The organism is Prevotella sp. LCP21S3_D2, from assembly GCF_052118345.1.
GTDB lineage: Bacteria > Bacteroidota > Bacteroidia > Bacteroidales > Bacteroidaceae > Prevotella.
The window spans coordinates 25,929-47,932 of sequence record NZ_JBQKHJ010000007.1 but is presented as its reverse complement, the minus strand read 5'-3'; the positions used below and the strand labels follow the sequence as shown (position 1 = coordinate 47,932).

The 22,004-nt window shown below is 45.7% G+C and carries 12 protein-coding genes; 8 read left to right on the top strand and 4 right to left on the bottom strand.

From position 1 onward, the window contains the following. Positions 1-14 precede the first annotated feature (14 nt). Positions 15-1,199: a phosphoribosylaminoimidazolecarboxamide formyltransferase gene (locus ACTQ16_RS06610; RefSeq protein ID WP_295348121.1), complete on the bottom strand. Its 1,185-nt coding sequence runs from the start codon at positions 1,197-1,199 to the stop codon at positions 15-17. Between the two features lie 148 nt (positions 1,200-1,347). On the opposite strand from ACTQ16_RS06610, the gene ACTQ16_RS06605 reads away from it, so the two are divergent. Further along, positions 1,348-1,629 (top strand): hypothetical protein, encoded by a 282-nt coding sequence (locus ACTQ16_RS06605; RefSeq protein WP_295348118.1) that lies wholly within the window; start codon positions 1,348-1,350, stop codon positions 1,627-1,629. Between the two features lie 130 nt (positions 1,630-1,759). On the opposite strand, the gene rplS is transcribed toward ACTQ16_RS06605, so the two are convergent. After that, the gene (rplS, locus tag ACTQ16_RS06600; protein WP_117663883.1) at positions 1,760-2,125 is read right to left on the bottom strand and encodes a 50S ribosomal protein L19; all 366 of its coding nucleotides are present in this window, start codon (positions 2,123-2,125) and stop codon (positions 1,760-1,762) included. 266 nt (positions 2,126-2,391) lie between these two features. Here rplS and ACTQ16_RS06595 point away from each other — a divergent pair, with 266 nt between their 5' ends. Both ACTQ16_RS06595 and ACTQ16_RS06590 read left to right on the top strand, forming a co-directional pair. After that, entirely contained in the window at positions 2,392-3,174 is a 783-nt protein-coding gene (locus ACTQ16_RS06595) for a 5'-nucleotidase C-terminal domain-containing protein (protein WP_441936717.1), read from the top strand. Positions 3,175-3,207: 33 nt separating this feature from the next. Further along, on the top strand, positions 3,208-4,086 hold the full coding sequence (locus tag ACTQ16_RS06590) for a bifunctional metallophosphatase/5'-nucleotidase (protein ID WP_441936716.1): 879 nt from the start codon (positions 3,208-3,210) through the stop codon (positions 4,084-4,086). Positions 4,087-4,170: 84 nt separating this feature from the next. Here ACTQ16_RS06590 and ACTQ16_RS06585 read toward each other — a convergent pair whose 3' ends face one another. After that, positions 4,171-5,841, bottom strand: a complete 1,671-nt coding sequence (locus tag ACTQ16_RS06585) for a glycoside hydrolase family 43 protein (RefSeq protein WP_441936714.1) — start codon at positions 5,839-5,841, stop codon at positions 4,171-4,173. Between the two features lie 192 nt (positions 5,842-6,033). After that, positions 6,034-10,155 (bottom strand): hybrid sensor histidine kinase/response regulator transcription factor, encoded by a 4,122-nt coding sequence (locus ACTQ16_RS06580; RefSeq protein WP_441936712.1) that lies wholly within the window; start codon positions 10,153-10,155, stop codon positions 6,034-6,036. 428 nt (positions 10,156-10,583) lie between these two features. Here ACTQ16_RS06580 and ACTQ16_RS06575 point away from each other — a divergent pair, with 428 nt between their 5' ends. The 5 genes from ACTQ16_RS06575 to ACTQ16_RS06555 all read left to right on the top strand — a co-directional run bounded on the left by ACTQ16_RS06575 (position 10,584) and on the right by ACTQ16_RS06555 (position 21,990). Further along, on the top strand, positions 10,584-11,978 hold the full coding sequence (locus ACTQ16_RS06575) for a cellulase family glycosylhydrolase (RefSeq protein WP_441936710.1): 1,395 nt from the start codon (positions 10,584-10,586) through the stop codon (positions 11,976-11,978). A gap of 129 nt (positions 11,979-12,107) precedes the next feature. Beyond that, complete coding sequence (locus tag ACTQ16_RS06570) at positions 12,108-15,254, top strand: SusC/RagA family TonB-linked outer membrane protein (RefSeq protein WP_295348110.1); 3,147 nt, start codon at positions 12,108-12,110, stop codon at positions 15,252-15,254. A gap of 19 nt (positions 15,255-15,273) precedes the next feature. Further along, the gene (locus ACTQ16_RS06565; protein ID WP_441936707.1) at positions 15,274-17,238 is read left to right on the top strand and encodes a RagB/SusD family nutrient uptake outer membrane protein; all 1,965 of its coding nucleotides are present in this window, start codon (positions 15,274-15,276) and stop codon (positions 17,236-17,238) included. Between the two features lie 44 nt (positions 17,239-17,282). Then, on the top strand, positions 17,283-20,150 hold the full coding sequence (locus tag ACTQ16_RS06560) for a SusC/RagA family TonB-linked outer membrane protein (protein WP_441932871.1): 2,868 nt from the start codon (positions 17,283-17,285) through the stop codon (positions 20,148-20,150). Between the two features lie 22 nt (positions 20,151-20,172). Next, positions 20,173-21,990, top strand: coding sequence for a RagB/SusD family nutrient uptake outer membrane protein (locus ACTQ16_RS06555; protein ID WP_441932872.1), 1,818 nt, complete (start codon positions 20,173-20,175; stop codon positions 21,988-21,990). The last annotated feature ends 14 nt before the right edge of the window (positions 21,991-22,004 follow it).

The following is a 22,004-nucleotide window of genomic DNA, read 5'->3' as shown; positions in this document are numbered from 1 at the left end:
ACTCTTCACTTAAATTAGTGATGGAAGAGGCGAACGTGAGTGAACGCCATGGCAATGCCGTACTTGTCGCAAGTATCGATAACATTATCGTCACGGATGCTACCGCCTGCTTCTGCTATGTATTCCACACCACTCTTGTGAGCACGTTCGATGTTGTCGCCGAATGGGAAGAAAGCATCGCTACCAACGCTTACACCCTTGTTCTGTGCAATCCAAGCCTTCTTCTCCTCGCGGGTCAATGGCTCAGGCTTCTCTGTGAAGAACTGCTCCCAAACGCCATCCTGCAATACGTCTTCCCACTCATCAGAGATGTAGACATTGATGGTGTTGTCACGGTCTGCACGGCGAATCTTCTCCTTGAAAGGCAGGTTCATCACCTTAGGACACTGGCGCAACCACCACTCGTCTGCCTTGGAACCTGCAAGGCGGGTACAGTGGATACGGCTCTGCTGACCGGCACCGATACCGATAGCCTGACCATCCTTTACGTAGCATACAGAGTTACTCTGAGTATACTTCAGGGTGATGAGCGAGATAATCAGATCGCGCTTAGCCTCAGGAGTGAAAGTCTTGTTCTTGGTAGGAACATCCTCGAAGAGAGCTGGATCATCGAGCTTCACCTCGTTGCGTCCCTGTTCGAAGGTAACACCGAATACCTGCTTGCGCTCGATAGGAGCTGGCACGTAGTCAGGATCAATCTGGATGACGCAGTAGGTACCCTTGCGCTTCTCCTTCAACACCTTGATAGCCTCAGGAGTATAGCCAGGAGCAATAACGCCGTCACTTACCTCACGCTTGATGAGGAGGGCAGTAGCCTCATCGCATACATCGCTCAGGGCAACAAAGTCACCGTAAGAGCACATGCGGTCTGCACCACGAGCACGAACATAAGCGCAAGCCAAAGGAGAAAGTTCGAAATCTACGTCATCGCAGAAGTAAATCTTCTTCAATGTGTCGCTCAGTGGCAAGCCGATGGCAGCACCGGCAGGAGAAACGTGTTTGAAACTAGCGGCAGCAGGCATTCCTGTAGCAGCCTTCAGTTCCTTGACCAATTGCCAAGAATTGAAAGCATCCAGGAAGTTGATGTAGCCTGGTCGGCCGTTGATAACTTCGATAGGCAGTTCCCTTCCGTCATCCATATAGATGCGAGAAGGCTTCTGATTCGGATTGCATCCGTACTTAAGTGCTAATTCTTTCATCTTGTAAGAAATATAATTGAATTCTGCTGCAAAATTACAACTTTTTTGTGGTAAAAACAAAAATAATCAGGAAAACATTACCTTGTTTCGATTTTATTATGTACTTTTGCTCTCTGTTAGAATAAATGAAATTTGAGAAATAGAGAAATTGAGAATTTGGGAAAGGAAAATCACAATGAAGAATGATTTGAAAATTCTCGCCGTAGCTTTAGAGAAGAAGCTCGGCAAGGCACACGTACAGCACGATGAGAAGCATAGTAAGACAAAAGTGCTACACAAGGTGTGGGATATTTTAAAGGGTAAGGAAAAGCCTTCGGCGCAGACACTCAACCGCTTGGCATTACTTGCCGGCTTCCAAAGTTGGGCGGATTTCCAGGGAGCATTGCATGGAACCGATGATGGGTTGACGAACTATAGCACCGGGGAATAAGCAAAACACTTCACTCAGGTTGAAGGGTATTTTTCTTGATGTAAAATTGATATGGAAATATAGAAAGGGCATCCTATCGGAAGATGGGATGCCCTTTTCAAATTCTAATTTTAATAGGTAACTAAGAAAATTACTCAGCGCTCTTAGCGATGGTCTTCTTCTCAGCGATACGAGCCTTCTTACCTGTGAGCTTACGCAAGTAATACAACTTAGCGCGACGTACCTTACCGTGCTTGTTCACCTCGATAGAATCGATAGCTGGTGACTCGATAGGGAAGATACGCTCTACACCTACTGTACCAGACATCTTACGAACTGTGAAACGCTTCTTGTCACCATGACCAGAGATCTTGATAACTACACCACGATAGAGCTGGATACGCTCCTTAGTACCCTCGACGATTTTGTAAGCGACAGTGATAGTGTCACCTGCCTTGAACTCAGGGAACTTCTTGCCGGTTGCAAATGCTTCTTCAGCAACTTTAATCAAATCCATTTTTTGTATAAAATTAAAAATTGTTTGTCGTTCCAACGCAACATGGACGGGTAACACTTCTACCCAGACAACAGCGGTTACGCCGAAAAGCGGGTGCAAAGTTACGACTTTTTCTCTTATCTCGCAAATTTTCAGATACTTTCTTTCGATTTCCTCGCAGTTTTTTTGTTTTCTTTACTACTGTCATTGAATTTTTTCGCAAATTTCGCAGATTTCGCAGATTTATTTTGTAACTTTGCACTCTAAAAGTATTTATTGTATTAAGTATGAAGGAAAAAAATAGTATCAAGATTTTGCTTGCTTCTGCAACCATGCTGCTGATGGCGTTTCCAGCTTTTGCACAGAAATTCAAGGTGGCAAAGGTAGAGAGAACCCGTATATTGGTAGATAAAAAATGGGATGCTCAGCCTGATGCTGAGGCTGCAGGGGTTCTTGCCCCTTATAAGAGCAAGGTGGATAGCATCATGGGCCCTGTGGTGGGTAGCATCGCTCATGATATGACCCGTCATCGCCCTGAGAGCGAGCTCAGCAACCTGCTTTGCGACATCCTGGTTTGGGGCGGTAAGCAGTTTGATGAGCAGCCGGTATTCTCTGTCTATAATATGGGTGGCATCCGGAGCAATCTTGCCAAGGGCAAGATTACTGTGGGTGATGTGAACGACATGGCTCCTTTCGAGAACAAGATCTGTTTCCTCACTCTGACCGGAGACAAGGTGCTCGAACTCTTCCAGCAGATAGCGCATCGTGGCGGTGAAGGCTTGAGCAGCGCTGTGAGAATGGTGATAACTAAGGAAGGTAAGCTGATGAACGTTACCATAAATGGTGAACCTGTTGACCCACAGAAGAGTTATCGTATTGCTACGCTTGATTACCTGGCTGAGGGTAACGACCAACTCGTGGCTTTCAAGAGCGGTACTGACGTATTGGCTCCCATGCAGCGTGAGAACAACGTGAGATATATCATCATGAATTACTTCCGTGAGATGATGGCGCAGGGCAAAGAGGTGGAATCAAAGATTGAAGGCCGCTGCGTGGTGGTGAATGAATAATTGATAATGAATAATTTATAATTGAAAATTCTGATGAAACATACATTATTATATATCGGTCTGGTTTTGGCTTCTTTCGCGATGCAGCCAGCTACTGTACAGGCTAAGGCTAAGAAGGAGGCGAAGGTTGTCAGGCAGCTTGTGGTGCTCCATACCAATGATACCCACTCCTGCGTGATGCCTATCAATCCCAACCTGGCAGATACAGCGACAGCCAATCGTGGCGGTTTCCTCCGTCGTGTGGCTATGATTAAGGAAGAGCGTAAGCAGAATCCTGATCTCCTGCTCTTTGATAGTGGTGACTTCTCACAGGGATCACCTTATTATTCTCTCTTCAAGGGCGATGTAGAGGTTGGCTTGATGAACGAGATGAAGTATGATGCTGCTACCATCGGTAATCATGAGTTCGATTTCGGTATCGACAATATGGTTCGTCTCTTCAAGATGGCGAAGTTCCCAATAGTATGCTCAAATTATGATTTTACGGGTACAGAGCTTGCCGATATCGTCAAGCCATATGCAATCATCAACCGCAAGGGTTTGAAGATTGGCGTCTTCGGTCTTGGTCCGGAACTGGCGGGATTGGTAGCCGAGAAGAACTACGGTTGCATCAAGTATCTCGACCCAATAGAAAAAGCAAGGGAGATGACGGAGATTCTGAAGAACAAGGAGAAGTGTGATGTCATTATCTGCATCTCTCATCTGGGATGGAAGATTGATGGCATTGACGATTCTGAAGTAGCACCAGCTACCCGCAACATCGACCTGATATTGGGTGGTCATAGCCACACCTACTTTAAGCAGCTGGAATACCTGAACAATCTCGATGGCAAACCTGTTCCGGTAGATCAGAATGGCAAGAATGCCATCTGGGTAGGTAAAATGACATTGGATATTGTAAAGAATAAATAAAACTTATACAAAGGAAAAATACAAAAGACTCCTCGAAAAGCTCGGGGAGTCTTTTTGTATTTTTATGATTTATAATGATATCTGTTATTCCTTGTTGGAAGAGGCATAGAGTCCGATGCAGGCACCGATGAAGCCACCGCTCTTTTGGGTGCTCAGGTTGCTGGCATCCACGCCTTTGGCGAGCAGCTGCCAGTCGCCGCCTTCCTCTGCATAATAGAAATCGTAGTATCTATCATGACCTTCAACCTTCAGCTTCAGCTTGCCAGCCTTGATAGGAGCAGAAGCAATGAGGGCATTGTTCTTCTCGGCACGGGTCAGGGTAATCATCAGCTTGCCCTTCTTCATGGTCTTGCCCAGTACGAAGTTGTAATCTTCTTTCTGGATAAGTGACAAACCTGCAATTTCCTTGTCATTGCGAGGAGTAAAGTTGATTTCTGTCTCGGCAGTGAAGGTTCCGTGCTGCTGACGAGCCCAGATGGCTGACATCGGTTCACGCTTGTAGACATTGCCCGGCAGGAGATTGAACTTCAATTTGCCGTTTTCTACCTTGTAACAGTCAACGAAGTCGCGGAGGAACATCCAGCGTGGGTTCAAATCCTTCAGACCTACGCCGTTGTCGGCTGTATCGAAGTTATCCACATAGCTGAAGTTGCCAGAGAACTCATTCTTCTCTGCTGGCTTCAAGCCTGCCTTTTCGCCTACTGTAGAAATTGGGGTGTTCTTGGCGAGAATCTCTGGCCATCCGTTTTTCCATGTTACTGGCAGGAGATAGGTGTCGCGACCTGTGTTGTACATATCTTCCTCGTAAGGACGGCAAGCCAGGAATACAGCCCACCAGTTACCTTTGCCATCTTCTACGATGTCGGCATGACCGGCACTTGATACTGGGTCCTTGCGGTTAGGGTCCAGACCGGTGCGCTGGGTGAGGATAGGGTTGTTAGGGCATTCCTCCCATGGACCCATCGGATTCTTGGCACGCAGGATTACCTCGCTGTGCCATCCGCCTGTACCGCCTTCTGCACACATCAGATAATAGAACTTGCCCTTCTTGAAGAGGTGAGGACCCTCAATCCAGATAGGACGAGCCTCTACATGGGTTCCGCCACGGAGAATCTCCTTGAAGTCTCCCTTGATGCTGTCGCCCTTCACGTCGAATTCGAAGCAGCGGATAGCACGCTGACCCTCATAGTCGGCACCACCAGCTACCGGACCGTTATGCACGATATATCCCTTTCCGTTGTCATCAAAGAAGAAGCTAGGGTCGATGCCGTCAATCTTCTTCAGATAGATAGGCTCGCTCCACCCCTTGGATGGGTCCTTGGATTTGACGAAGAAGTTTCCGGCTCCCACGTTGGTGGTGATCATATAGAACGTCTTGTTCTTCTTGTTATAGCTGATGGCTGGTGCGAAGATACCGGCTGATACTTGCTGACCCTTCAGGGGCACCTGCGATTGGCGGGTGAGCACATGGCCGGCAGGAGTCCAGTTTACCAGGTCCTTGCTGGTTGAGAGAGGCACACCTGGGAAGAAGGTGAAGGATGAGTTCACCAGATAGTAGGTGTCGCCCACGCGGCAGAGGGATGGGTCTGGATAGAATCCTGCCAATACTGGGTTGTAGTACTGATGCGTCTTGTCTATCTCTACATTGAAACGGGCATCATTGCCGGCATACTTGAAGTAGTCGAACTCTGCTGTCTGTGCCTGCGCTCCTGCTGCAAGCATCATCGAAAGCGATAAGATTGCTAATTTCTTCATTATAATAGTTGATTTTAAAGATTATACAAAAAATGCAGCGGAAAACCAGGGAGAGAATCCATACTGGTTTTTCCGCTGCAAAGTTACGGTTTTATTTGCAATCTTTCATTGTGAAATGTAACCAAGAGTTTTTCCTACGTTTCATATGGTCTTGTTTTTGTTACATATTCTTTTTTCTATTGTTTATCATCTTTATTCCTTCATGGCATTCTGCATGTATTCTCTAGGAGAACAGCCGTAGAGGTTCTTGAACATGGTGCTGAAACTTGCGGAATTGGTGAAACCGCAAGCGTACATCACGCCGGTGATGCTCTGCTTGCCATCCTTCAGCAACTTGGCTGCCTGCTGCAGACGGATGTTGCGGATGAAGCTGTGTGGCGTCTGATTGGTCAGCTCCTTCATCTTGCGGTGCAGGTGCACGCGACTGATGCCCACCTTTTGTGCAATCAAGTCCACACTCAGGTCGGAATCGTTGATGTTTTCGTTGATTACCTCCATCACCCTTTGCATCAGGGAATTGTCTGGTGTCTGCATTTCTATCTGCTCTACCTGGTGGTTCTGGCTTTCATTGCCCGTGAACTTGTTGCGCAAAGTGCGGCGCACGGTGAGCAGGTTGATGATGTTGCGGCGCAGGATGTCCATATTGAATGGCTTCAGTATGTAGGCATCGGCACCGGTCTGTAATCCTTCCAGCTGATCTTCTTCACGGCTCTTTGCCGTGAGCAGGATGATAGGCACATCATTGGTGTTGATGTTTGATTTCAGCTTGGCGCAGAGGGTGGTTCCGTCCATTTCCGGCATCATGATGTCGCTGATAATGAGGTCTGGCTTATTCTTCAGAATCTCGTTGAGTGCCACCTTTCCGTTAGGGTAGGTGCGTATCTTGAAGTCGCTGGCGAGCTGGGCCTTCAGGTAATCCTGGATATCCTCCTCGTCTTCCACAATCACGATTTCAGCCTTGTTTCCCCTAGCTGAGGCTGGCAGATTGCCCTCCATATCCGTTGTGCCGGCTGCGCTTTCGGCTTTTTCGGCATTTTCCGTTTCCTTCACCTCCTGTTCCAGCTGTTTCACCTCGGCAAGTTCCAGGTTCTGCTCTTCCTTCACCTCTTCTTCGTCGATGAGTTCTTCGGGTTTCAGATGGTCCTTGCCCAGCGGAATGCGGATGATGAACTCGCTGCCGTGCTCAAACTTGCTCCCCTTCTCGCCCTCGTTGTTGCGGGCTGAGATGGTGCCGTAGTGCAGTTCCACGAGCGAGCGGGTGAGGTCGAGACCGATGCCCGTACCGATGTTGCGGTCGCTAGGGGCGGCAGGAGTCTGGTAGAAGCGCTGGAAGATGGTTTCCAGCTTATCTTTTGGAATACCGATGCCGCTGTCCTTGACGCTGATGTAGGCATGGTAGTCGGTGTGGGTGAGCGAGAGCAGGATGTGGCCTGCCGTAGGGGTGAACTTGAAGGCGTTCGAAAGGATGTTGATAATCACCTTGTCGAAGTTGTTTCGGTCTATCCATACGGGCAGTTCTTCGCTGTCGTGCTGGTATTCGAAGTCGATGTTCTTGGCCAGAGCCTGCTGCCTGAAGAGTTCGTATTCCTCGTTGATGAACGCCACCATGTTGGTCTGGCACATGCGCATCACCATCTGTCCCTTGTCTATCTTTCTCAGGTCCATCATCTGGTTGATGAGGTGGAGGATACGTTCAGAGTTCTTTCGGATTATCTCGTAGATGCCCTGTCGGTGAGGCTCCTTGTCTTCCTTGATGAGCGAGAGCAGCGGCGTGATGATGAGCGTGAGCGGCGTGCGGATTTCATGACTGATGTTCATGAAGAACTTGATCTTCGCCTCGCCCATCTCTTCGGCGTGGATGTGCTGCTGCAGGATGAGCAGGTCTTCCATCTGGTGCTTGCGGTGGCGCAGGTAGAGCATGATGGCTGCTATGAGGAGCAGCAGATAGAAGAGCTTTGCCCAGATGCTGGCATACCAGGCTGGGTGAACGATGATGGTGAACTCCTTCACCGGTGTTTCGTAGCCGTTGCAGATGGCCTTGATGCGGTATTTGTAGCTGCCGGGAGCCATGTGCGAGAAGGCAAGTTCGTTCTGTCCGGCTGGCACGGTGCGCCAGGCATCGCCGTTGATGCTGTAGGCGTATCTTATCTGCTCCACATTATTATAGGTGAAGGTAGAGAGCTGCAGGGAGAAGGTGTTGTCATCGTGCGAGAGATTGAACTCCCGTGCCACTGTTACCCAGCTGTCCGTGATGGTATAGCTGCCCGACTCCATGCCTGGTGTCACTGTCTTGTTGTTGACCACGAAGCCCGAGATAACCACCTTTGCCTGCCATGGATGCTGCTTTACCCGGTCGGCCTGGAACCAGTTGATTCCGCCAGAGCCACCCACCAGAATCACCTTCTTATCCTGGGTGGTGCATATGGAAGCATCGCTGAACTCGTTGCTCTGCAGTCCGCTTTCGTTATAAAACCTGATGATGCTGCCATCCTTGGGGTTCAGCCTGTTGAGTCCGCTGTTGGTACCCAGCCATATTTTGCCCTTGTTGTCTTCTGTGATACTCGCCACACCGTTGTCGGTGAGTCCTTGGGCTGTGGAATAATGTTTAGGCTCTATTCCCTTTCTGAAGTCGAAGCAGAAGGCTCCATCCTCGGTGCCATACCATACGTGGTCTTTGCTATCTACAAACACGCAGTGCGAAAAACGGTTCTTGTTCAGGCAGTTGATGCCCTTGAAGGTGGAAACCCAGCTGTTTCGCTTGCGGTCGAGGCACGCCAGTCCCACAGAGGTGGCTATATACACGTGGTTGCCATCCTTTGATAAGGCCATCTTGACGAGGTAATCGTTGGGCAGGCTGTTGACCTTGAGGTTGTTATCTGCACCATATTTAGCCTTGTAGTTCCTTCGGCTTCCGTCTTTCTGCAGGCAGAAGAGACCTTCGCCCATGGTGGCTATCCAGATGTTGCCCTGTGGGTCTTGCTTGATATCGAAGATGCCCACCGACTTGCTGATGCCCAAATCAACAGGGTGGAAGCTTCCGGCTGCATCCATATAGCCCAGACCGTCGTTATAGGTTCCCACCCAGGTTCTGCCCTGCTGGTCCTTACAGAGGGTGAGCACGGTGCTTTGGTTTAGGAAATGCCCCTCTACGCTGCAGGTTGCTATATTAAATAGGTATAGGCCATCCTTGTCAGTACCCACCCACACCTGGTTGCCCTGGTTGATGCTGAGGCTGGTAACGCAGTTTTCTCCAATCACGTTGCGGTTGCCTAGGCGGAAGCCCATGTAGTTGAAGTCGTTCTTTATGTTGCTCTGCATGAACACGCCTTTCTGCAGCATGCTCACCCAGATGTTGCCCTGATTGTCTTCTATGATGCTGGTTATCTTGCTCTTGGCCAGGTTCACCAGTCGGCTGAAGAGAGGGTTATCCTGCAGGAATCCGGTCTGAGGGTCATATACATAGATGCCCAGTCCGTCGCTGCCGATATAGAGCTTGTTGTTGCGGCTGATATAGATGTTGTCGATGGGCAGGTTTCCGATGCTGCTGATTCGGGTAAAGACGTTGCTTCCTGCCCTGAGCAGATGTACGCCCTGGTTCTTGCTGGCGAGATAGATGTTGCCCAGGGCGTCCTGCTGGATATCCTGTGCGTTCACGCCTTCGGTACCGACAAAGTGGGAGGTGACTCTACCATTTGTTTCTTTGCGATACAGTCTTCCGTCTTCGGTGACAATCCAGAGTCTGCCCAATTTATCTTCCAATAATTTGTTGATGTATTTCAGTTTTTCCACATCACCCTTCATTGCATGGCATACCTGAGCATCCGACTTTTTGAGCAGGATGCCATATCCGGATGTTCCAACGGCAAGATCCTTGTTTCGGAGTCTATAAACCAGGGTTACGTATGTGGTGAGTTCTTTGCCTTTCGAGTCGAACATAGGGATTTTTCGGAATCCACTTCCCGTAAAAGCCAGCAAAGAGTTGTTGGTTCCTAATATAATATATCCCTTGTCATCCTGGGTGATACTATTGATGTAGTTGCTGTTCAGCCCTTGACTATTGGGCAAATCTTTCTTCATGATAGAGATATGGTAACCATCGTAAGCATTCAGTCCGTTACGGGTAGCAATCCAGATAAAACCACTCTTGTCTTGGAACACTTGTGTGGCAAGATTGCTTGATAGTTGATTGTCTGTATTGAACAGTTTACCGCTCTGCCCCAATGACGGGAGGATAGAGAAAACTGATAGAATGAGTATCAGAAGGATACTTTTCACGACTAAGTGGCATTGTGTATTCATTGCTAGTTTAATCATTATTGGTTTATCAAGCGAGCTTATTGCTAGCTTTTTCTGAGTGCAAAAATAGTGTTTTTTTTTGGATTATTCAAGTAAAAACAAGGATTTTTTTACTTTGAGTGAAGAAAATGTTACATGTCGTAAAGTATTTGTTACATCCTGCAAGCGATTAGAAAAGAAATCGTTACTTGTAATAAAGTACATATTATATAATAGCAGTATCTTTGCAACTGAAAAAAAGTTTGTTTTTTTTAATAGGTTAGGTTTAATAGTTAGGTTTATTAATAGTTAGGTTTACTAACGTTTAGATTTAATTTGGTTTATAACATTCAAGATATCATGTTGCTATAGGCTCATGATTAATTGGTTTTCAAAGAATGGTGCGTAGTGATTACGCGCCATTCTATTTTACAAAATATGATAGAATCTAAAAACAACAACTAGATATGAAAAAGAAAATAATACTTGGCTTGGCGATGACCATGGTGTCATTGCTTGGCAATGCGGCTGACAATCTTCCTGCCCTGCATGTAGAAGGAAAGAACCTTGTCGATGCCACAGGTAAGACGGTTGTCTTGCATGGCGTAATGGATACGCCAAACCGATACTTCAACGGTTGGAGATGGCAGCAGTGGAAGGCTGACTATTCTGAAGCCGACATCCAGCCTTGCTTGGAATATTTCTCTAAGCAGTTTGCTGCTATTACCGACAAGGAGCAGGGAGCTTACTGCACCGTGTTCCGTCTGCACATGGATCCTTGCTGGACCAACGATCCATCGAAGAAGGCAGAGAATGAGGCTGACATCTCGGCGTTCAGCATGGCGCGTTATCGCCTATATCTCCAGAAACTTTATATTCCATTGATAAAGGATGCCATCGCTCATGGGCTTTACGTCATCGTTCGTCCACCGGGCGTCTGCCCGGGCGACATCAGCGTTGACGACAAATATAATCGCTATCTGAAGGCTATATGGAAAGCTTTTGCTGCTGATGAGTATATCCAGCAGAACTCTGGATTGATCTCCATCGAACTTGCCAACGAGCCGGTGAGGGTTCATCTGAGTGATGGATCTAATTCGGATAAAGCATTGCATGATTACTTCCAGCCGGTGGTGGATGTGATTCGCGAGCAGGGGTTCAAGGGAATTATCTGGGTTCCGGGTGCAGGTTATCAGAGCCAATATCAGAACTACGCCAAGTATCCTATCACCGACAGTGAGGATAATTTCTCGTATGCCGTACATGTATATTCCGGCTGGTATGGCAACATGACCGACAAGAACTGCAATCACGATACCTTTATCCGCAACTTCAAGAGTCAGGTGCCGATGGTAGAGACGAAGCCTATCATGGTAACGGAGATAGACTGGAGTCCGGAAGATCCTGACAAGGCGAACGAAGGTCACTACAACGAATGGGGCCAGTGGACTCAGCCTAACCTGGGCAGCTGGGCAACGGCATCCACCTCGAAATGGGGATTGGCATGGAAGGCTGTTCACGACCATTTCGGCAATATCGGCATGACCCTTACCCATCCGCAGGAGTACTATGACATCGATGAGTATCTGAAGACCGGCAAGGTGATTCCGGGTTTCCAGAATGCCAAGAAGCACAATCTCTTTGAAGAGTGCTGCGGCTATGCCTGTATGAACTGGTACAAGGAATGGTACATGAAACAAACAGACACGGGAATTGAGCAAAAAGTGAACGATGCTGAGGTTGTCGCCACCTATTATTATAATATAGCTGGTGAAAAAGTGAATAAACCTCAAAAAGGTGTCTATGTAATAAAACAAGTGTTAAAAGCTGGTAAGATTCGTTCTTTTAAAGTTTGTTATTAACGGCAAAGTATCTGTTACAAGAGACAAAGTGCATCTGAAATGAAACAAGTATCTTTGCACCCGTGAATAGACAATCATATAAAATGTGAATGCATAAACTATAAAACATAAATCAAAAATGAATAGAACATGATTGAACAAGTGTTAACAATGAAACGGACAGCAGCCTTATGCTTGGTGGGAGCTTTCTGCAGCCTGAATGCTCAGGCACAGAATATCCAGGTCAAGGGTAATCTTGTTGACGGTACAGGTGAGCCTCTGATAGGTGCCACTGTAAAAGTGAAAGGTAATGCCAGCGTCGGTGCGGTCACCGACTTTGATGGTAACTTCAGTATCAGTGTTCCTTCAGAGAATTCTACCCTGGTATTTACATACGTGGGTATGAAGGCCAAGGAAGTAAAGGTAGGTACGAAGAGAGAGTTCAAACTTACTCTTGAAGACGACAATGCCATCGGCGAAGTTGTAGTTGTTGGTTATGGTCAGCAGAAGAAGGCTTCTGTCGTAGGTTCCATCACCCAGACTACTGGTGAGGTTTTGGAGCGTGCAGCTGGTGTTAGCGACGTTGGTTCAGCCTTGACAGGTAACCTCCCAGGAGTTGTTACAATCCAAGGCAATGGTATGCCTGGTGAGGAGGAACCTCAGATTATCATCCGTGGTTCTAGCTCATGGAACAATTCCGACCCTCTCGTTCTCGTTGACGGTATTGAACGTCCTCTGAGCAGCGTGGACATCTCTTCTGTGGAGAGCATCTCTGTACTGAAGGATGCTTCTGCTACTGCAGTCTATGGTGTGAAGGGAGCCAATGGTGTCATCTTGGTTACCACCAAGCGTGGTCAGGAAGGCAAGGCTAAGATTGACGTTGGTTTCAATGCTACGTTGAAAGCTCCTTCTAAGTTGCCTAATAAGTACGACTCTTATGATGCGTTGATGCTTCGCAACCAAGTGGTAGAGCGTGAACTGGGCATTTATCCTGAAGGTGTTTCATATCTTCGTCCTCAGTCTTTTATAGACAACTATCGAAACCAGACTACGGAGGAGCAGCGTGAACGTTATCCCAATGTGGATTGGCAGGATGCACTTTTCAAAAAGTCTGCTGTGTCCTATAATGCCAACGTGAACGTGAGTGGTGGTACAAAATTCGTTAAGTACTTCGCTTCTGCTGATTTCGTGCATGAGGGTGACCTCTTCCGTGAGTATGACAATGGTCGTAATTACAACTCTGGCTATGGATACAATCGTATCAATGTTCGTAGTAACTTGGACTTTGCCATCACAAGTAGCACTACTTTGAAGGTAAATGTGGCTGGTAGCAATGGCGTAAGAAAAGCTCCTTGGAGTAACATGAGCAATAGTGAGTGGCAGATTGGTCAGCAGTGGGCTGGTGCTTATAGCATCGCCCCAGATGTGTTCTTGCCACAATATTCTGACGGCACATGGGGATTCTATCCAGCTGCTTCCAATGTAAGTAACTCTGCACAGAATCTTGCTATTGGTGGTACAGCACAGGCTACAACCACTCGTATCAATACAGACTTTACCCTTGAGCAGAAATTGGATTTCATAACCAAAGGCTTAAATTTCCGTGGTACTATCTCTTGGGATAATGTTTTTGTTGAGACAGGACGAGGTATCAATGACTTGTATAATGATGCCCAGACTAAGTATATTGATCCTGAAACAGGTCAGGTTACTTATGGCAAAGAACTTGAGGGACAGAATAAGTTTGATTGGCAGCAAGGTGTGAACTGGACAACGGAAGGTGGTTCTGTAGATAATAACCAGACTGTTCGCAACCTCTACTATCAGTTGCAGCTCAACTGGGCTCGCAAGTTTGGACAGCATGATGTATCAGCCATGGGCTTGTTCTCACGTCAGGAGAATGCACGTGGTAGTGTGATGCCAACTTACCGTGAGGACTGGGCATTCCGTGCAACCTATAGCTATGCAGGTCGTTATAACATCGAGTATAATGGTGCCTATAACGGATCAGAAAAGTTCAGCAAGGACAATCGTTTTGCCTTCTTCAATTCAGGTGCTATCGGATGGACTATCACTGAGGAAAACTTCATGAAGTATCTTCGTGACAAGCACATCATCGATATGTTGAAGTTCCGTGCTTCCTATGGTGAGATTGGTGATGACAACATAGGTGACCCATTTGATTCTTCTCGCCGCTGGTTGTATATGAGTCAGTGGGCGTATGGCGGCAAGACTACTATGGATCTTGACCATACAGAGAGCATCTACACATGGTATCGACAGAACACTCTTGGAAATGATAATGTGAAATGGGAAACAGTTAAGAAAACCAACTTCGGTATTGATTATGGTTTCTTGGGAGGCTTGATTACTGGTTCTTTGGATTTCTTCTGTGATCGTCGTAATGACATCTTGATTTTCGGCTCCAACCGTTCTGTTCCTTCTTATTTCGGAACGACAGCACCTACTATTAATAAAGGTAAGGTTCGTACCAGTGGTTACGAGTGGGAATTGAAACTTAATAAGGTGTTTGCTAATGGCTTGCGACTCTGGGGTAATTTCAATATGACCCATGCCAAGAATAAGGTAATTTTGAAGGATGATGCCATCCTTACTCCAAATTATCAAAAGGAGGCAGGATTTGCCATGAATCAGTATCGCTCTTATATAGATAGGGGCTTTATCAATAATATTGATGATTTGATAGGTTCTCCGGCGCACGACTCCAATGACAATCACCGTTTGGTTGGTGACTATTACATTGTTGATTTCAATGGTGATGGTGTAGTTGATAGCAAGGACTCGGCTCCTGTAGGTTATAGTAGTAGTCCGCAGAACACCTATAATGCTACTATTGGTTTCGAATGGAAGGGTTTCTCTGCTTTCGCTCAGTTCTATGGAGTAACTAATGTGACCCGTGACGTAGGATTGGGAAGCTTTGGTAATAAGCTTGATAATGTTTATGATATTGGTACTTGGTGGAATAAGAATCAAACCAATGCAGAATGTGTCCTCCCTCGTTGGGGTGCCACTGCTTCAAGTTACTTCGATGGTACACAGTATATGTATGATGGCTCTTACATTCGTTTGAAGAATGTCGAGATTGCTTATACCTGGACCAAGGGTTGGATTAAGGCATTAGGCGTAAACTACCTCAAGATTTACTTGAATGGTAATAACCTCTGGCTCTGGACTCGTATGCCTGATGACCGTGAGGCAAACCTCGGTGGTGGTGGCTGGTTGGGAGCATACCCTACGGTTCGCCGCTTCAACTTAGGTGTTAAATTCTCATTGTAATTATAAAAAAAATATTCAGATGAAAAATAAGATAAAGACATTATTGTTGACGGGATGCGTCTCGCTGGCTCTCGGTACTTCGCTGAGTTCTTGTCAAGACTACTTGGACAAGGAGCCAGACTCAACAGTTTCTGCAGACGATGCCTTTGCCAATTTCCGTAATTTCCAAGGTTTCGTTGAGGAAATATACAACTGTATCCCTGATAAAGAGAAATGTAACTATTGTCCTTCATGGAACTGGGGTGATGATGAAATCTTCAATCCTGAGGCTGATAATAGAATGACCCATCAGGTTGATTTAGGTAACTTCCGTGCATGGGAAACTACTGGTAACTGGCTAAAGCGTGATGGTTCTTCTACTTCCACAGATAAGTTCGCACACGGTATTTGGAACCATGCGTGGTATTGCATCAGAAAATGTAATCTCGGTTTACAGAATATCGACAAGTTTGTGACTGGAAGTGCTGAAGAGAAAAAACTGATAGAGGGTCAGCTCTATTTCTTCCGTGCATGGTGGCATGAGGAAATGATGGAGTATTTTGGTGGTATGCCTTATGTGGATACTTATCTCGATGCCAATGCTGAGCTGAATTTGCCACGCCTTTCTTATCGGGAATGCGCTGATAAAGCGGCAGCAGATTTCCGCAAGGCTGCCGATTTGTTGCCTATTAATTGGGATAAGACTTCTGCAGGTGCTGCCACACAAGGTAAGAATGATCTTCGCATCAATAAGATCATGGCTCTTGGTTATCTTGGTAAAACCTATCTTTGGGCTGCTAGTCCTTTGATGAAGAATGGTGCGCAGACTGGTGCCAGCAAGAATGGCAAGACTTATGATTATGATCAAGAATATGCTAAGAAGGCAGCTGAGGTTTTTGGTGAACTGCTCTCTCTTGTGGAAGCTGGTCAGACACAATATGCATTGGCAGAGTTTAAGTACTCAGACATCTATAATCATGAGAAATCTGCTGATGCCAATAGCTGTTTTTCTGATATATTCTATACCAAGAAGCAGAACTGGAAAATGCCTGGAACGGTTGAAGCTATCTTCCGTGGTCCATCTGCTGATTTCAATGGCTCTAACTGGAACACCTCTAAGGTCTTTGGCCCTAAGGTACAGAAAGTCGTTGCTCATGATAATGTCATTCACCAACCTACGGCCAACCTTGTAGAGGCTTATGGAATGGCTAACGGAGAACCAATCTATTTGGTTGAGAATGGTCAGTATGTACTTAATCCAAAGTCTGGTTTCGACCCTGCCCATCCTTTCAAAAATCGTGATCCCCGTTTCTACCACGATATCGTCTTTGATGGTTTTAAGTATTTGAACGGATCACCTGGTCAGTATGCAGATTTACAGTATTGCCAATTATATACGGGTGGTAATATGCGCCCAGTAGCAAATGCAAGCCGTACGGGTTATTTCATTCAGAAGTTGGTGCCTCATACTTGTAATGAAGTGGATAAAGATTACGACTGGGGTGCAGCTTTCCACTGCTATTTGCCATATATGCGTCTTGCAGACATATACTTGATGTATGCAGAGGCTTGTGCTGCATTCGGTGGTGCTTCTGGAAAGTCTTCAAACTTTGGTAAGACCGCAGAAGATGCAATTAATACTCTTCGCGACCGTTGTGGTGCTGGTCATGTTGCTGCAGAATTTGTTGCAGACAACCATAAGTTCATGGACGAGGTTCGTCGTGAGCGTGAGGTAGAACTTTCTTTCGAAGGATTCCGTTTTTGTGACTTGCAGCGTTGGTTGCTTCTGACAGAGGCACCATATAATCAAAAATTCTCACAGGAGTTTGATCGTGTGGAAAGTGCTGACTTCTTTAAGAATCATGATCCTAAGGACGCTCAGGTTGCCAATTATCGCAGAGAGTTGATATTGACTCGTAATTTCGGTACCAAGCACTATTGGTTCCCATTGCCAATCAAGGAGACTCAGCTCTATCCAGAGTTTAGACAAAATCCAGGCTGGTAAGGTTTAAAATTATAAATTAGTAATACTAAATGAATAATGATAGTATGAATTCAATATTCAAATCATATAATTATAAGCTTTTTGTAGCAAGTCTTGTGGCTTTGGCTCCTCTTGGTGCCAATGCCAAGACTGCACAGACAAGCGAATCCGACACAGCCAGTGCCGACAAGGAGATGGTTCAGGTGGCTTACCGAAAGGTAGCCAAGGATGACCTCTTGGGCGGTGTGTCTGTAGTCGATGTAGAGAACTTGATGAAGAAGAACTACCATACTTATAGCCTCGACAATATGCAAGGTTATGTAGGTGGTTGGAATGGCAATTCTCTCTGGGGTATGGATGCCGACAACGCTGGTTATCTCGTCTTGGTAGATGGTGTGCCTCGTGAAGCTAACAACGTTCAACCAAGTGAGATTGCACAGATATCTTTCCTCAAGGGTGCGCAGGCTGTGGTGCTCTATGGTAGCAAGGCTGCCAAGGGAGCTGTAGTCATAACCACCAAGCGTGGTCATAATGATGGCTTGAAGGTCGAGGTGCAGGCTAATGCAGGTTTGAATGTAGCAATGTCTTATCCAGAGTATCTTTGCAGTGCAGAGTATATGACTCTCTATAACGAGGCTCGTCGTAATGATGGTCTGTCTGAACTTTATTCTACTGAGGACATCTATAATCATGGAGCAGGTTTGAACCCTTATCGTTATCCTAATCTCGATTTCTATTCTTCTGATTATCTCAGAAAGATGAACAGCCGTTATGAGGCTACTGCAGAAATCAGCGGTGGTGGTAAGCGAGCTCATTTCTATAGCAATATCAACTATTATCGCCAGGGCGATTATATCAAGTTTGGTGAGGCAAAGAATAATAATACCCAGCGCTTCAGCGTTCGTGGTAATGTGGATATAGACATTACTGATGATATTAAGGCTTGGGTCAACTCCAGTGCAACCTTCTATGATTCTCATTCTGCAAAGGGTAATTACTGGGATGCTGCTGCTACTTGGCGTCCTAATTTTCCACAGAATGCAGCTCCTCTTATCTCTACAGATATGATAGCCCCTAATGCTAAGGCTGCTTGGGACTTGATGAGCGTTGCGAAGTTGGTTGATGGCAAATACTTCCTTGCTGGTACTCAGGCAAACTCCTCTAATGTTTTTGCTGATATCTATTCTGCAGGAAGTAGTAAATTTACTAGTCGTCAATTCCAGTTTGATACGGGTGTCAATATCAACTTGCACAAGGTGTTGAAGGGCTTGTCTTTCGAGACTCATTTCGCAGTTGACTATGCCACCTCTTATAATACTTCTTTCGATAATAGCTATGCTGTTTATATCCCAACATGGGCTAACATCGATGGCAAGGATATGATTGTCGCATTGAAGAAGGAAGGTGAGGATAAAAAGTCTGGCAACCAGAACATCAGTGGAAGTACAGATAACCAGACCATGTTTTTCTCTGGTCAGTTAAACTACAACAATACTTTCAACAAGGTTCACAATCTGTCGGCAATGTTGATAGCTTCTGGCTTCCAGCAGTCGAAGTCTGGACAGTATCATAAGAACTCTAGTGCCAATCTTGCATTCGATGCTTCTTACAATTATGCCCAGAAGTATTACGCAGATTTTGGATTAGCTGCCATCCACTCTGCCCAGTTGGCTCCAGGTCATCGTGAGGCTCTCTCACCATCACTTTCTTTGGGTTGGAGACTCAAGAATGAGTCTTTCTTGAAGAATTCCAAGGTGGTAGATGACATGATGATTAGTGTATCAGGTAGTATTATCAATGAGGATATTGATATAGCAAATGGTGACAATCGCTACTATCTCTATCAGAGTATTTGGACTTCTGATTACGGCTATGGATGGTATGATGGATCTGGCGATAAATACACCTATTCAAAAAGAGGTGAGAACAAAGACCTTGATTTTATCAAGCGCAAAGAGTTGTCTCTGAATTTCAAGACATCCTTGTGGCAGAAATTGGTGACATTGGATGCAAGTTTCTTCATCAATTCGATGGAGGGTTATATCATCTCTTCGCCAACATTCTATCCATCTCATTTGAATACTGGTTATCCAGCGGCTTCGTTTATGCCTGTACTTAATTACAACAATAATCGAAGAGTTGGATTTGATTTCGCTGCCAACTTCAATAAGAAGGTAGGTGATGTGGATCTCTCACTTGGTGTGACAGGTACTTACTATACAACCAAGGCTACCAAACGAGATGAGAACAACGTAGAGCAGTATCAGAACAGACAAGGAAAGGCACTTGATGGCATTTGGGGCTACAAGAGCGCAGGTCTCTTCCAAAGCGAGGAGGAAGTCAAAAATTCTCCAGACCAAAGCTATTTTGGTGGAACAGTTAAACCTGGTGACATCAAGTATGTGGATGTAAATGGTGATAATAAAATTGACCAATACGACCAAGTCTTCTTGGGTAAGGGTGGTTGGTACGGTGCACCATTCACGCTTGGTGTCAATCTTACAGCTAAGTGGAAGAACTTTACCTTCTTCGCTCTTGGTACCGGTAACTTCGGTGCTTGGGGAGTCAAGAATAATTCTTATTGGTGGGTAAAGGGCGATAGCAAATATTCTGCTGTAGTTCGTAACCGATGGACAGAGGAAACCAAAGAGACTGCAACCTATCCTCGTTTGACATCTCTTGATGGTAACAACAACTTCCAGACATCAGACTTCTGGATGTACAAGACAGATGCATTCCGCTTGGCTAAGGTCCAGATAACTTACGACTTGCCTAGTACTTTGTTCCAAAAGACATGGCTTAAGGGGTTGTCGGCATACGTAAGCGGAGCTAACTTGCTTACCATTTCAGGAGAGCGCGAAGTTTTAGAGATGAACGTTGGGTCTGCGCCTCAGACACGCTATTATAATATAGGTGTGAAGGCAACATTCTAATCATTTTAAAATGTAGAAAGAAATGAAAGTAAAAAATATATTTATATTAGCAGCAATGTCGCTTACCTTGGCTTCTTGCTCAGATCTCTTCGAGCCTGCAGAGGAAAACAACCGTGGCTTGGATGAGATTTACAATGAGCCAACATACGCTCAGGGACTATTGGGATATGGTTATGCGATGCTTCCTTACAATACCAAGAGTGTTACTGATGTTGCTACAGATGACGCTGTAAGCAATGACTTGACAAATGGCTTTCTCAAGATGGCTACAGGTTCTTGGACTGCTAATAACGATCCTATGTCTAAATGGACAAATGGTCGTGCTTGTATCCAATATCTCAATATCTTCCTTCAGGAGGTAGATAAGGTAAACTGGGCAAAGGACGAGAATGCCCGTAAGATGTATTGTGATAGCCGTAAAGGTGAAGCTTATGCTTTGAGAGCTCTCAACTTGTATTATCTTTTGATGAATCATGGTGGATGGACAGCCGATGGCAAATTGCTTGGCGTTCCTAATTTGACAGAACCAGAGACTTCTACTGATGATTTCAACAAGCCACGTAATACATTCCAAGAGTGCTTGGATCAAATCTATAGCGATTTGGACGAGGCTGCCAAGCTTCTCCCTCTTGATTACAATGATTTGACAGATGATAACGATGTTCCTGCCAAGTATAAGGAAATCGGAGTAAAGACCGCAGGAGACTACAACCGTGTGTTTGGTACCATTATGCGTGGTCGTATCAGCGGTCGTATCGCTGAGGCTATTCGCTCACAGGTATCTTTGCTTGCAGCTAGTCCTGCTTTCTCAGAAGGTACAAACGTGGATTATGCTAAGGCTGCTGACGATGCAGCTACCGTTCTTGACCGTATCAATGGTGTGAATGGTTTGTCTGCTACAGGTAATAATTGGTTTATGCAAACCAGGGAAATCGATGCGCTTGGCTCAGGTGCTTGTCCTGCTGAAATTCTTTGGCGTGGCAGTCGTACCAATGGTTCTGATGACTGGGATCTTGGTCTGAACCAAGAGTCTGATAATTTCCCTCCGTCTCTTTATGGTAAGGGTAGAATCAACCCAACTCAGAATCTGGTCGATGCATTCCCTGCTGTAAATGGTTATCCTATCACCGATGCTCGTTCTGAGTATGATAAGTTGAATCCTTACAGCAATCGAGATCCTCGTCTTGACCTTTATATCATTCATGATGGTAGTACTTATAAGGGAAAGACCATTCATACAGACATTACGACGGCTAATAACAATGATGGTTTGAATAAGATTTCCAATTCTACTCGTACAGGCTATTACATGAAAAAGCTGTTGCGTGAGGATTGTAATCCTGACCCTAATGCAAAGAATGCTCAGTATCATTATCCTGTGTATATTCGCTATACTGAGATATTCCTTGATTACGCTGAGGCTGCCAACGAGGCTTGGGGACCACAGGGTAAGGGATCTCATAACTACTCAGCTTACGATGTAATCAAGGCAATCCGTGAGCGTGCCGGAGTTGGCGAGTTTGGCGAGGATCCATACTTGGATGAGTGCGCTGGTAGCAAAGAGAAAATGCGTGAGTTGATTCGCAACGAGCGTCGTTTGGAACTTTGTTTTGAAAATAAGCGCTTTAGTGACCTTCGCCGTTGGAAAGCTCCTCTAAATGAGGCTGTGCGTGGTGTTGAAATCACTTCAGAGGCTGGTGTCCCATCATACAAAGACATGAAGGTTGAGGATCGCAGCTATAAAGATTACATGTATTACGGTCCTATACCACAGAGCGAAATGTTGAAGTGGAGCAACTTGCAGCAGAATAAGGGCTGGGAAGTAAAAAATAACGACTAATATTTAAAATGATG